Raw genomic sequence first — 13871 nt, 5'->3', positions numbered from 1 at the left:
ACGCGATGGTGCGCACGGCGAAAACAAAGGAGCAACTGCTGGAAAGTGTTGCTCACCTCGAAGCGGAACTGGATAAACTGCAAAAAATCTCAACCAAATGCGAGCTAGCCGTCAAGGAGTTGAAAGAGAGCGAGGAGAAGTTTCGATTGGTGACGGAGACGATTCAGGATGTTTTCTGGATGAGCACGCCATATCCGAAGAAGATGATTTATGTGAGTCCGGCGTATGAGACGATCTGGGGGCGCTCCCGCGAAAGCCTGCACAAGGAGCCTTATTCTTTCCTGGAAGCCATTCATCCGCGCGACCGTCCGCGGGTTTTTAATTGGATGAAGGGTGGATATCAGGAAGAAATGGAATACAGGATTGTGCGGCCGGATGCTTCCATCCGCTGGATTCGAGACCGGGGTTTTCCCATTACCGACAAGGACGGGAAGGTGGTGAAATTTGCGGGGGTTGCCAGTGACATCACTTTGTTAAGAAGTAAACATGAATTGTTCAGTCGCGCGGAGAGGCTGGCGGCCCTGGAGCGTGCAGTGGCTTTTGTGGCTCATGAAGTGCGAAATCCGCTGCAGGTGATTGAAATGGGAATCGAGATGTTGGCAAAGGAAGTGAAAGGGCAGCGGAATACGATCGAAATACTGGGGGAGCTTCATTACGGAGTCAATGCTCTGGCCGAAGTCATCAATTATCTGGTGGATTATGCACTTCCTTTGCATCTACAGATTTCATCGTTAACCGTCAGCGAGGTGGTAGACGAGGCCCTGGACAAGGTAAGCTACAAGCTCAAGAATACCAAAGTGAGAAAAGAGCTGGATGTCGATTCGGTAAGAGTGATGGGAGACAAGGAAAAACTTGCGCAAGGTCTTTCCAATATCATCACCAACTCTATTGAAGCAATGCCCCGTGGTGGCTTACTCGCGATCCGGTCGCGAAATTTTCCATATCAAAACCCGAAGCGGGTGATACTGAGAATCGCCGACCGCGGATGCGGAATTTCTCCGGAGAACCTTCCACGCGTCATCGAGCCCTTTTTCAGTACGAAACCGGGTGGCGTAGGGCTTGGGCTCAGTATTTCGAGAAAGATTGTGCGGGCGCACAAGGGAAGCATGATCATCAGAAGCAAGAAGAATAGAGGGACGACTGTCAGGATAAGTTTGCCTGCAGAACAAAGCCTTCTCGCGCCGACCTCAGCGTTATCATTTCCCGAATAGTTTCCTCAACTGCTGTTCCGCCTCGCCCAGAACATCTTTGCCCGGCATATCGGCAGGCAGTTGCTCCGTGATTGTCCCTTCTTCTTTTTTGGGGGCTGCCTGTGGCACCTCACCTGTTTCTGCAATGTTCATAGCAATTGAGCAGGGATCGTCGCCCTCCGATTCGCCGGCGAGAACTGCGGCGATGCCGGAAGGCTCCTGTTTACCGCCCAAAAGCTGACTGATGATCGTCACCGGTTGCCGGGGATCGATCGCCAGCCTTGGATTCGCCAGAGTGCCTCCGAGTCTGAAGGATTTGCTCAATTCGCCGATATCAACTCCCGTCCTGGCGCCGGCTTCGGCGAGCACTCCTTCTTTAGCGGCAGGCACAATTGCGAGATCGAGTTCCTCGGTTCGCAAATCAATGATTCCCTCGCCGGCCACGGTTATGCTTTCGGTGGCGATGAGGAGGACGGTGCTCTTTGCGAGCCCGTTCTTGATGTCGAACCGGCTGACAAAGCACTGCAGTTCGGTATAATCCATTCCTTCCGACGGCGAGTACAGCAGGCGGAAGAGTCCCGATCCAAAATCTCCTTCAAGCAGTGATAGATATTTGTTATTGATTCGCCCGCCGCCCATGCTCATCACGGTCTTCCCGTCCAACCCGGCCATCAATTCGGCAACTGAATCACCGTTTCCCGTCAATTCGATATCGGCATCGAGCTTACCGTAGATGCGGTCCACAATTCCCAACTCGCTCAGCATGCGCTCGAGGTCGAGTTGATCGATTTTCAGATTAACATTCAGATCGGCTGTCTCGGCTTTTGCTGACAGATTCAATTGGCCGGCGAAGGACCCGCCGCCGGCTGAAGCCTGTATCGGCTGTATCGCAAGTGTTCCATTGTTCAGGGTGATCTTGGTTGCCAAATCGGTGAGTGCGAGCCGTGGCAAGAGGATGTGTTTAGCCTGCAGGTTGGCCTCTCCATCCACCTTTTTAACGATATCCAGGGGCAATTCATTTTCTGAGAAAACCTTCTGTTTCGTGGATTGGGTCTGACCGGCGGGCTCGGTTTTCTTTGAATTGTTCTTCTCCTCCGCCATGATTGAGCGAAGGTCAAGGACTTGCGACTCAAAAGCCGCTGAAAACCGAGGTCGTTCACCCTCCATTGAAAACTCCGCTGTACCGGAGATATCGCTATTAGACAGGTGCGCTTTGATATCAGACAACTTATAGGTGTTTTCTGCGGGATCGGTCAATCTGGCTGACAAGTCAAACTTCCCAAGATCCGGAACCTCTTTCACACCCGCCAATGTCGCAACTTCAGTCAGGGACTGCCCTTCTGCTATAAGATTCAAATCAATACCCTTTGCCCCAAGCACATCCTGAACGGCTCCATTCAAATGTACATCGGTTCCCAGCGTCTTGGCCCTCAATTTCACCGGCCACGGATCCTGCGGATCGGTGATTGCCGCAAGGGAGCCCACTGTACCTTCCATTTCAAACGGATTCTCGTTATAAGCGCCTTCGGCCTCCATTTGAATTAAACCACCGCTTTTTTCAGTGGCTTGAAAGCTCAGGAGAGTGGCAGTGTGGGTAGTATCCTTTCTCTGATCCTTGTAAGTCAGCCGCCCGTTTTCTATTCGTACCTCCTCGAAAGTGAATGACTTCAGTCCATCCCCATCCTCGCCGGGTTTGGGCTCAGGAGGCTGCTCCTCCTTTTTCGGTTTTTGACCAAAGGATATATTTGATTCGCCGGTTTTGCTGGTTTCGACAAGGATATCGGGCCCGACGAGCACCAGATTCTTGACCTGGATGTCTCTGCGAAGGAGCGGGATAAGGGCGACCTGCACTTCGAGGCGTTCCATCGTCGCCATATTGGGTTGAGAACCCCACTCGGCGTTCTCGAAGGTGACACTTTCAACGGCAAGTATGGGCGAAAGACCCAGATGGAGTTTGACATCGCCCTCAAGATTCAGTTCGCGGCCGGTCGCCTGATAAACCGCGCGCTCCGCTCTGGGCTTGAGCGTATTGTAGTCAAACCGGATCAGGACCACGCTGATCACAATCGCCACAATCAAGATCAGCGCTCCTGCGGCGATAAGAATATATTTTGTTCGCATGCGCTTCCTCCTTGATTGACACTTTCTCCACTTATATTAGATCAAATTATAGTCCCAAAATTCAACTGCGACTAGCCGATAGCGAGCGCAAGTCTGGAATTTTGCCTTTACCGTCGGGATTTGCCGTTGATAATGGTTTGGACAGTGCTATATACTTGGCTCAGGTAACGCCTGCCTCGCAGGAAACGAATCGAAGGGAGCGCCTCGAAACAGGGAGGAAACACATGCCTGCGTACCAATTTGATACCGAATACTTATTTGACATTGAAGCGGAGTTGAGCTTGCCCGAATTGATAGGGCAGGTGCCGGAGGGCCTGCGGATTCATTTCTACATCCAGGGAGGCAAATTTGAGGGGCCGAAGCTGAGGGGGACCCTGAAACCTGTGGGAGCGGATTGGTTTGTTATCCGGCCGGATGGCATCGGCCAGCTCGATGTGCGGGCGACGCTGGAAACGGACGACGGCGCAGCTATTTATGTCTATTACAAGGGCCTGATCGATTTTCCGGAAGACGTGAAGAAGGAGCTGGCGCAGGGTGGTCTACCGCAAGGCGGTGAGTTCAGAATCCTCACGAATCCCACCTTCCGCACCTCTTCTCCGAAGTATTCATGGCTCAATGGAACATTTGCGGTGGGGGTGGGCTCTTCAGGAGAAAACAAAGTCAAGTACAGCATATACAAGATCAAATGAGGCCAAATCTGCGAAGAATTTATAAGCGGGCGACCCACCGGGTCGTTCTCACGGTGCGGAATGATCGTGCGAAGGGGCTCGCCTGGGTGAGATAAAGGGTGACAACTGAATCAAAATGGCGAGCCAATTGGCCTGTCAACGGGTTTTCTGCAACGGTGGAAGAGGGCGGACCTTGGTGGCGCATTCCGCTGAAGCACCTGCTCATAATTTTATTGAGCGCATACTTCCTGTTTTTCTTTCGGATGAGTTCGTATGACTTGTGGAGCCCTGACGAGCCTCGCTACGCGCAGGTGGCGCGTGAAATGCTTCGCTCGGGCGATTGGATCGTCCCGCATCTGAACGGCCAAATTTATACAGAGAAGCCCCCCTTGTATTTTTGGCTTGTGGCCGCTCTCTCAAAGCCTCTCGGTGACGTAAACGAACTGACCGCGCGATTTCCGTCGGCGACGGCCTCATTGCTCCTGATGCTCTTGACGTATTTCTTCGGTAGTTGGCTTCTTGGGCGGCGCGAGGCGCTCTTGGGGACATTGATCATGGCGACGAGCGCACAATTCGTAGGGATCGGGCGTATCGGCGTCATCGACATGCTGCTTGCGCTCAGCATCAGCGCGGCCCTCTGTCTGTTTTGCGCTGCTTATGCACGGCGCGCTGTCGCCTTCTATCTTGCGGGGTTTGCGAGTCTGGCGCCGGCAGCGCTGGCGAAGGGGCCGGTGGGGTTGGTCGTGCCGGTGGCTGTAATGTTCGTTTTTATCGGCTCGGAGATTGTCTTGCGGCGGGAGGGGGCCTGGCGGGAATCTCTGCGCTTTACGCTCTGCCTTGTCGCGGGGCTTGCGTTGGTTGCTCTTGTTGTAGCGCCGTGGTGGCGGGCGGCCTATGTGCAAAGCGAGGGGGTATACGGCTCGATTTCGGTTTTGGCGAAGCAAACCGGCGGGCGTATGTTTGACTCGTATTCGCATCGACGGCCGTTTTTCTACTATTTGTACAACATCCCGTGGCAGTTGTTGCCCTGGACGTTTTTTATTCCGCTGACCGTGCGAACGCTGAAAAGAGAAGCCAACCTGCGAGCGCATCAGGGGCTTCGTTTTCTGTTCGTCTGGTTCGCCGCTATCATCGTCTTTTTCACTTTGATCTCCGGCAAGCGCAGCCAATACATTTTGCCGCTATTCCCGGCGGCGAGCCTGCTTATGAGCTGGGCCTTGATCAAGCGGAATCCTTTCGAAGGTCGGCTCAGAGAGCGCAACGAATATTGGGTTCCATGCGCAGGTCTCGCGCTCGCCTCTGCGGTCGCGTTGCCGGTGTTTACGATAATCTCGTACGTCTACCTGCGCGAGATTTTCTGGTTTGCGCTGGCAGCGGCGATTGTGGGAGAAACGGGTCTGTTTCTTGTAGCGCGCCGCCTGATGAATATCCCCCCTCTATCCGCTTTGCTGGGCGTCGCTGTGGCGACCATCCTGATATCGGCGGCCCTTTTCGGGTATGTAGCTCCGGCCGCCGATAAATATCTTTCGGCCCGTTCATTTTGCACCGCTGTCAGGGGCGCAATAGAGGAAGGGGATTCTCTTTACTTCTATCAGACGTATCGGCCGAACATCAATTATTACATGGGCCGAAATATGACGAGGCTCAATTCGAATGAGGAAGTCATGCAGGCGCTCGGGAAGGACGAGAATATTTACGTGGTGCTCGAACACAAGCGCCTGCAGTTGCTTGAGGCCGGTGATTTTCTCATCCTCGACCAGATCGCGCGCGGGCAGGTCGGCAGCCGCGACCTGGTTTGTGTTCTCGTCCACCACGCCGGATGAATTCGGCGACACCCCATTGTCATCATTCCGTGAACTGTGATAACATGGAGACTATGTAGCCATATCTGCTGCACGCCATTCAGCATATGTCAGGTGCGAAGCCATTCGCAAAGGTTATCCGGCGCATCCAGATTCCCCGTCGCTCATTCTCGCGTTCAAGCACTTACAGCGCCAGAAGGAAAAGAGTTTCTGATGAAAAAGCGTTTTCTGAGGTGTCTCGTGTTTTTCATGATAGTTGTTGGCTTTGTTTTTGGGGTCATCGAATCGGATCGATTCTCCGCGGAGTCATCGGTTGCAGAATTTGAGATTGAAGAATTGGCGCCGGCCGGAGAATCAGTAATCCATTTAGCGGCGCTGGGAGATGTACGCTCGGGCGTCGGGCGCCAGGCGAAAATCGCGCATCTTCTCGACCGCGTACATCAGGCGGTATCGCTTGAGGGAATCATTTTGCTTGGCGACAACACTCCACTGTGGGGGTCGCCTTCCCGCTCCCTCCGGAAGACATTCACCATACCGTACGCTTCCCTGATCGGGCGAGGCGCGCAATTTTTCGCAATTCTCGGGAACCATGACCTGCGTCGCGGGATGAAGGAGCATCAGCTGTATTTTCCTCAGTACAATATGAACGGCCGCCCGTATTACTCGAAGGTGTTCGGCGAGAATCTTGTAGAAGTATTCTTCCTGAATTCCAATGGAATTGAAAACGATGCCCCACAGATCCAGTGGCTCGAGCAGGCGCTCGGCCAAAGCAACGCGCGGTGGAAAGTCGTTGCGATGCATCATCCACTTTACACGGCCGCGAAGCACCATCCGGCCGATCCCGTGTTGACCGCGTTGCTCGAACCCATCCTGCTCGAACAGGGTGTAACCATGGTCATATCCGGGCATAATCATATCTACGAGCGGCTTCATCCGGTTAAAGGCATTACCTATCTCACCGCTGGCAGCGGCGGAAAACTGAACAAAGGCGATCTGAAGAAGAACGATCCTATGCTAGCCGGAGGAAACGATCAGGACAATGTCGTTCTCGTGTTGGAATTCTCGGCCAACTCGTGCCGCTCCCTGGCTTATACTGCGGATGGCAAGCCGGTAGACGAGGCGCGGATTGTTCCGATGCTCGCCGTTTCTACGACGCAGTGACCGAGCCGTAATGCGGGCGATATCAATCAATTGCACATGATCTCGCGGCAAATCGTCCTTTCGTTGACAGCCTTCCAGCGTTGTGGTATCATCCAGCAAGCCAGCCCGAATGATGACCGTGCCAGCAGTCCCGGAGTGCGATTGTGAAAGAGTTTTCTTATGAGGGAGTCGACCGGAAAGGCCGATCTGTAAGCGGGACGACGTCGGCTGAAAGCGCAGCGGAAGTAAAGGCGCAACTGCAGAAATTCGGATTCAGCAAGATCAACATTCGCGAAGGCGGTACGGAACCTGTTTCCGCGGAAAGCTCGGGATCTTCGCCGGGCAAGCTGGGAGACGACTACGTCCAGAAGATGGTTGACGGCCTCATCGAGGTATCCGAGCCGGCGACTGAGGAGGCGGCGGAGGAGGACGAGTGGCGGCGGGCGGATGTTATCGCGAAGGTAAAGAAGCGGAGGCGCCGGGAAAACATCGGGTTTGGAATAATTATCGCCGTTCTCGCAATCATCGTGTTGTATTACGTGTATGACAAGGCCACTGCGATAACCGCTCCCCAGCCGAAGATCATCATGCGCAGTTCGAGCCAGATGCTCACTTTTAAAGATGTGTATGTCAAAGACGACCAGCTCTTTTTCACGGTATTTTCCCGTGATTGGAATGGAAACGTGCGGGTGGATTTCAAGGCATGGGACCCGTTTGATGAGCAGATAGATTTTGGCACGGCGCGGCTCGGATATCTCGGGGAACATTATGGCGCGGACCCCCAGAAGACCAGCACTTTCCAATTGAAGAAGACCCGGTTCTATGAGCGGATTGAAATTCTGGTGAGTGGAGACGAGGGGAAATGAGGCGGAAAGACAGTAGCGAAGTTAAAGCAGGCATGCTGGAGCACGCCCTTCAAAAATTGCGAAGACGGTTTTTTGTCGTTGTTCCTTCGCTTCTTGCGATTCATTTCCTGCTTTCCTTTTCCGCGTGCAGCGAGGAGGACCGCGCCAAACGAGCATTGGATCAGGTGCTCCGCGAGGAAATCAATCAATTCAACAAGTATCATCAGCGCGAGATCAAAGTAAAAGTGTATGAGAGCGGCGGCAGATATTATCGGGTGTATCATGAGCGCGAGGAGCCGACGGTCAACATGCGCCGGACGAACTCGGTCGATACGCCGTATATTGCGACCGTCAGTTTCAAAGAGAACATTTACCTGACCCGAAAGAGCGCGACGAGGGAAGACTGCAGGAAGGACAGCCATTTCCTTCTCTCGGATTCATCAAAACGCGAGATCGTTTACGCTTTCGCCGGAGGATCATGGAGGAAGAAGGAGGTCTATTGAGTCATTCCGCAGGCGCTGCCGCAGATGTGGATCGGGGTATGCGCACCGGAATCGCGCAGGCCGCGATGTATGTCTTCCTCATCGGCCTGTATACAACAATACTCGGAATTCCTTGCCTGCTTTTCGCTCTAATCAACCCGAAAGGCAACGCCAGCTACTGGTTCATCGCGACGTGGGCGCGGCTATTGTTATGGACATGCGGCGTCAAAGTAGACACAAGGGGGGGCGAGAACATCCCGCCCGGCGGCTCCTTTATCATCATGTCCACCCATAACAGCCACTTTGATATTCCCGTCCTGATAAAGGAAGTCCGGCAGCAATTCCGGATCGTCGCCAAAAAAAGCCTGTTTAAAATCCCGATCTTCGGCTGGATTATGAGTGCGGCCGGGTATGTCAGCATTGACCGCGGCGACCGGGCCCAGGCGTTCAGCAGCCTTGATCGCGCAGCAGAAATGGTACGGGCGGGAATGCCGCTCCTCATTTTTCCGGAAGGCACCCGCAGCCCAGACGGCAGCCTCGGTTCATACAAGAAAGGCGGGTTCGTGCTTGCAGTGAAAGCGGGGGTCTCGGTGATTCCGGTTGTCATCGAGGGGACGTACCATGTACTGCCGAAGACGACGTGGCGCATTCGTCCGGGGCGCGTGAGGGTGATCTTTGGCGAACCGATTGACGCGTCACAATACACGTATGAGAGCAGAAATGAATTGATGGAACGGGTTCGCCGCGCGATGCTGGAGATGAAGGAAGCCAAGGGGAACCCGCCCCTGAAAGAAGCTTGACTCAGGAAGAACGAACCTGTTATCATACAGATGTCATTCCCGTTCAGGCCGTATGCAAACCTACCAATCCCAGCAAGTTGCAATCCGTGAACGGATGAGGTTTTTGAACCGATGATACCACGGTATTCCCGGCCGGAGATGGCCGGCATTTGGACTGAAGAGCACAAGCTGCGCACGTGGCTCCGGGTGGAGCTTCTGGCGTGCGAGGCGTGGGCGCAGCTTGGCAAGATACCGGCCCAGGCGCTGGCGACCATAAAAGAGAAAGCGAATTTTTCGGCTGAGCGAGTGGCCGAGATTGAGGATGTAACGAAGCATGACGTCATTGCGTTTCTCACCGCTGTTGGAGAGCATGTCGGGCCGGATTCAAGGTTCATGCACTTCGGGCTCACGTCCTCCGACATGCTGGATACGGCGCTCGCGGTGAACCTGCGCGAGGCGAGCGACCTCGTCATCCGCGATTTGAACGATCTGCTCGGCGTACTGAAGGAACGAGCGCTCGAGCACAAGAATACGGTTATGATCGGGCGATCGCATGGCGTGCACGCGGAGCCGATCACGTTCGGCCTCAAGATGGCGCTCTGGTACACCGAGACTCAGCGGAATCTCGAGCGGATGGAGCGGGCGAAGCAGGTCATTAGCGTCGGGAAGGTATCCGGCGCGGTCGGCACGTTCGCTCATTCGGACCCGCGCGTCGAGCAATATGTCTGCGACAAGCTGGGATTGAAAGCGGCGCAGGTGAGCACGCAGATCATTCAACGCGACCGGCATGCGGACTTCATGACGGCTCTCGCTTTGATTGCAAGTTCTCTCGATAAATTCGCCACCGAGGTCAGGAGTCTTCAGCGTACGGAGATTCTGGAGGCGGAAGAGTATTTCGAGAAGGGCCAGAAAGGGTCATCTGCGATGCCGCACAAGCGCAACCCGATCCGGTGCGAGCAGATTTCGGGGCTGGCTCGCGTCGTCCGCGCCAATGCGATGGCGGCGCTTGAAAACATAGCGCTCTGGCACGAGCGCGACATCTCGCATTCTTCGGTCGAGCGCGTCATCATTCCGGACAGCTGCATCCTGATTGACTATCTGCTTGCGCGGTTCACAGGCATCATAAAAAAGCTGCTGGTTTATCCCGACAACATGCGCGCGAATCTTGAGAAGACCAAGGGAATGTTTTTTTCCGAACGCATCCTTCTGGAACTGGTGGGGAAGGGGCTGACGCGGGAAGAGGCGTACGGATTGGTCCAGCGGAACGCGATGAAGGTATGGGCGGAGGGCATGGATTTCCGCCGGGCGCTCCTTGCGGACCGCGATATCATGTCGCGCCTTTCGGAGCAAGAATTGGACGAGTGCTTTGATTTGCAGCATCACCTTCGGTTCGTTGATCAAATCTTTCAAAGGGCGGGCTTGAACAGTGCGTAAGAAATCGAATTCATCCGTTGTGCTTCGGACGGACTTCAGCGGTCTTAAACTGCACCGGCGCGGGAAGGTGCGCGACGTCTACGAGGTGGACGGCCACCTGCTGCTGGTTGCAACCGACCGCATTTCGGCGTTTGACTGTATTCTTCCCAATGGGATTCCAAATAAAGGGAAGGTGCTGACCGCGTTATCCAAGTTCTGGTTTGACTTTGTGCAGGACATCATTCCGAACCAGGTTCTTTCAGTCGATGTGGATGAATATCCGCGTGCCACGCGGCCATACGCAGATGTTCTTCGGGGCCGATCGATGCTCGTCAAGAAGAGCAAACCTTTTCCCATAGAATGCGTGGTGCGGGGCTATTTGGCGGGTTCGGCGGTGAAAGAGTACCAGCAAAGCAAGTGCGTGTGCGGCATCACGCTCCCCGCCGGATTGCGGGAATCGGAGAAGCTGCCCGAGCCGATTTTCACGCCCGCAACGAAAGCGGAAAGCGGTCATGATGTCAACATTTCATTTGCGGAGACCAAGAAGATAATCGGGCCGGAAAAGGCAAATTTGCTTGCTGAGAAGAGCGTGCTGATTTACAAGAAGGCAAGCGAGTTCGCCGCGTCTCGAGGATTAATCCTGTCGGACACAAAATTCGAGTTCGGCGAGTATGACGGCGCCGTTTTGCTGATCGATGAGCTGCTGACGCCGGATTCCTCCCGGTATTGGCTCGCGGAGAGCTACGAGGTGGGGAAACCGCAGATGAATTTCGACAAGCAATACGTGCGTGATTATCTTGAGACACTCGATTGGGACAAGACTCCGCCGGCGCCGGAGTTGCCGCCGGACGTTGTGGCGCGAACGGAAGAAAAATACAAACAGGCATTTAAGCTGCTGACGGGAAGGAACGTGTAGCACATGAAACATTCTCGCGATTCCCGTGACTTTGATGCGGCGTCGGAAGCCGAGTTTTTGAAGCATGAGTGCGGCATCTTCGGCGTTTTCGGCCATCCGGAAGCCGCGAGAATTGCTTATCTCGGGCTGTACGCGCTGCAGCATCGCGGTCAGGAAAGCGCCGGCATCGTTTCGGCGCATGAACATCGCCTCCACAGTCACCGCGCAATGGGAATGGTTTATGATGTTTTCAAGAAAGACACCCTGGACAGCCTTCCCGGCGACACAGCCATCGGCCACGTACGTTATTCCACTGCCGGCTCAAGCCTTCTGAAAAATGCGCAACCGATACTGGTGGATTACGCGAAAGGCCCGCTAGCGGTTGCGCATAATGGCAATCTTGTGAATGCGCGCGTTTTGCGTTCGGAACTTGAAGGGAAGGGCTCGATCTTTCAATCCACGAGCGACAGTGAAGTGATTGTACATCTGGTGGCGCGCTCGAGAAAGCATGATTTACCATCGGCTTTTGCGGAGGCATTGCGGCGGGTCAAAGGGGCCTATTCGATTCTTGCGATGGACACGGAAAACCTGATAGCTGCGCGCGATGCCTATGGGTTCAGGCCTCTGTGTCTCGGCATTCTAAAGGGCGCCCATGTGGTTGCCTCGGAGAGCTGCGCATTCGATATTGTCGACGCCAAATATATCCGCGATATCGAGCCGGGAGAGATGCTTCTGATCAATCGTTCGGGTGTTCATTCGATGAGTATCGGTGGAACGAAACCCGCTCGGACCGGTCTATGCATCTTTGAGCTGATTTATTTTTCTCGTCCCGACAGCGTCATATTCGGATACGACGTTGAACGCGTACGCCACGCTCTTGGCGCAACATTGTATCGGGAAAACCCGATCGAGGCCGACCTGGTTCTGCCGGTGCCTGACTCTTCCAATGCCGCCGCCATCGGCTACTCGCATGAATCGGGTATCCCGTTTGTCATGGGTTTGATACGGAATCATTATATCGGGCGCACCTTTATCGAGCCGTCGCAGACGATCCGCGATTTCGGCGCCAAGATCAAATATAATGCGCTCAAAGGGGCGCTGAGAGGAAAGCGCGTGGTCGTCGTGGACGATTCCATCGTGCGCGGGACCACCAGTCGAAAGATCGTCAAGATGATCCGCAATGCGGGCGCAAAAGAGATTCATATGCGTATCAGCTCGCCCCCGATTACGCATCCCTGCTTTTACGGGATCGATACGCCTACCCGGAAGGAACTGATAGCTTCCAGCCACAACCTTGAAGAAATTCGGAAGTATCTCCGTGTGGACTCGCTTCACTACCTCAGCAAGGAAGGCCTGATAGAGGCTGCGGGCGGCGACTGGAACAAATACTGCATCGCCTGCTTTTCCGGCCGATATCCGATCAGCCTGAAGGTGGACTTTGACAAATATTATCTCGACCGCAAGCGGAATCCGGTAACCATCAACCTGACATGACACAAGAACCGTTCACCTATAAGCAAGCCGGAGTCGACATCGAAGCCGCAAGCTCGCTGAAGCGGCGTATCGTTCCGCTTGCGCGCTCGACGTTTTCCGCGAACGTGGTGCAGGATATCGGATTGTTCGGCGGCCTGTTCCGGTTTGACAGCGCGCGCTATCGGGAGCCCATTCTTGTTTCGAGTGTTGACGGAGTCGGCACAAAGCTGAAGATCGCATTTGTGACCGGCCGGCATAATACTGTCGGAATCGATCTGGTTTCTCATTGCGTGAACGACATTTTGATGCAGGGGGCGGAGGCCTTATTTTTCCTGGATTACCTCGCGATGGGCAAGCTCGATGTCGATATTGCCGAGCAGGTGATCTCAGGGTTGGCGGAAGGCTGCCGGGCGGCGGGATGTTCGCTGATCGGCGGCGAGACAGCCGAGATGCCCGATTTTTACCAGCCGGGCGAGTATGACCTGGCCGGAACGATCATTGGGGTTGTCGATAAGCATAAGATCATTGACGGCTCAGCCATCCGAAAGGACGACGTGATAGTTGCAGTGCAGTCTTCGGGCCTCCATACCAACGGATATTCGCTGGTGCGCAAGCTGCTGGTGGATTCGGGAAGGTATCGACTGGATCAAAGAGTGGATGCGCTCGGGAAGACGCTGGCGGACGAGTTGCTCGAGCCCCACCGCTGTTATGCGCGGGCGGTGCGCGGGCTTCTCGATAAGAATCTGATTCGAGGGATGGCGCATATCACCGGCGGCGGATTGACCGATAATGTGCCTCGGGTGCTGCCGAAGGCGGTCGATGCGGAAATAAATATGGCATCGTTGAGGCCGCTCTCGATATTTCAATTCATCCAGCAGGAAGGCGATATCGATGAGGGCGAAATGCTGCGCACGTTCAACATGGGCGTCGGCATGGTCGTTATTGTATCGCCCGCCGACGAGGAAGAAACGCTTTCATATCTGGACGCACAAGGCGAGACCGTTTGGACTATCGGGCGAATAGTTTCGGGGACAGGGAAGGTAAAGTACCGGCGGTAACCGTG

General features: G+C 54.5%; 12 protein-coding genes. 11 read left to right on the top strand and 1 reads right to left on the bottom strand.

Translation table 11 applies throughout. The features are described from left to right. Positions 1–5: 5 nt before the first annotated feature. Positions 6–1211 (top strand): PAS domain S-box protein, encoded by a 1206-nt coding sequence (locus C4520_02955; protein ID RJP25091.1) that lies wholly within the window; start codon positions 6–8, stop codon positions 1209–1211. Here C4520_02955 and C4520_02950 read toward each other — a convergent pair. Then, a complete protein-coding gene (locus C4520_02950) occupies positions 1197–3311 on the bottom strand; it encodes an AsmA family protein (protein ID RJP25090.1) in 2115 nt (704 codons plus the stop codon). The genes C4520_02955 and C4520_02950 overlap by 15 nt on opposite strands. A 224-nt stretch (positions 3312–3535) precedes the next feature. Between C4520_02950 and C4520_02945 the strand changes: the two genes are divergently transcribed. From C4520_02945 to C4520_02900, 10 genes are all read left to right on the top strand, one after another. Then, positions 3536–4000 carry a DUF3237 domain-containing protein gene (locus C4520_02945; protein ID RJP25089.1) on the top strand — a complete coding sequence of 155 codons (465 nt, stop codon included), beginning with the start codon at positions 3536–3538 and terminating at the stop codon, positions 3998–4000. A gap of 98 nt (positions 4001–4098) precedes the next feature. Continuing rightward, positions 4099–5802: a glycosyltransferase family 39 protein gene (locus C4520_02940; GenBank protein RJP25088.1), complete on the top strand. Its 1704-nt coding sequence runs from the start codon at positions 4099–4101 to the stop codon at positions 5800–5802. A gap of 192 nt (positions 5803–5994) precedes the next feature. Then, entirely contained in the window at positions 5995–6942 is a 948-nt protein-coding gene (locus C4520_02935; protein RJP25087.1) for a hypothetical protein, read from the top strand. Between the two features lie 143 nt (positions 6943–7085). Then, positions 7086–7787: a hypothetical protein gene (locus C4520_02930; protein ID RJP25086.1), complete on the top strand. Its 702-nt coding sequence runs from the start codon at positions 7086–7088 to the stop codon at positions 7785–7787. Then, positions 7784–8269: a hypothetical protein gene (locus tag C4520_02925; protein ID RJP25085.1), complete on the top strand. Its 486-nt coding sequence runs from the start codon at positions 7784–7786 to the stop codon at positions 8267–8269. The genes C4520_02930 and C4520_02925 overlap by 4 nt, the downstream gene beginning before the upstream one ends. Further along, entirely contained in the window at positions 8245–9048 is an 804-nt protein-coding gene (locus tag C4520_02920; GenBank protein RJP25084.1) for a 1-acyl-sn-glycerol-3-phosphate acyltransferase, read from the top strand. Before C4520_02925 ends, C4520_02920 begins: the two co-directional genes overlap by 25 nt. A 111-nt stretch (positions 9049–9159) precedes the next feature. Further along, positions 9160–10461, top strand: coding sequence for an adenylosuccinate lyase (locus C4520_02915; protein RJP25083.1), 1302 nt, complete (start codon positions 9160–9162; stop codon positions 10459–10461). Further along, complete coding sequence (locus tag C4520_02910) at positions 10454–11356, top strand: phosphoribosylaminoimidazolesuccinocarboxamide synthase (GenBank protein ID RJP25082.1); 903 nt, start codon at positions 10454–10456, stop codon at positions 11354–11356. Before C4520_02915 ends, C4520_02910 begins: the two co-directional genes overlap by 8 nt. Before the next feature lie 3 nt (positions 11357–11359). Next, on the top strand, positions 11360–12829 hold the full coding sequence (locus tag C4520_02905) for an amidophosphoribosyltransferase (protein RJP25081.1): 1470 nt from the start codon (positions 11360–11362) through the stop codon (positions 12827–12829). Then, positions 12826–13866, top strand: coding sequence for a phosphoribosylformylglycinamidine cyclo-ligase (locus C4520_02900; GenBank protein RJP25080.1), 1041 nt, complete (start codon positions 12826–12828; stop codon positions 13864–13866). Before C4520_02905 ends, C4520_02900 begins: the two co-directional genes overlap by 4 nt. The last annotated feature ends 5 nt before the right edge of the window (positions 13867–13871 follow it).

It is taken from the genome of Candidatus Abyssobacteria bacterium SURF_5 (genome assembly GCA_003598085.1).
In the GTDB taxonomy this organism is placed as follows: domain Bacteria; phylum Abyssobacteria; class SURF-5; order SURF-5; family SURF-5; genus SURF-5.
Note: the sequence above shows the minus strand (reverse complement) of the source record. Positions and strands in the feature narration are given on the sequence as shown.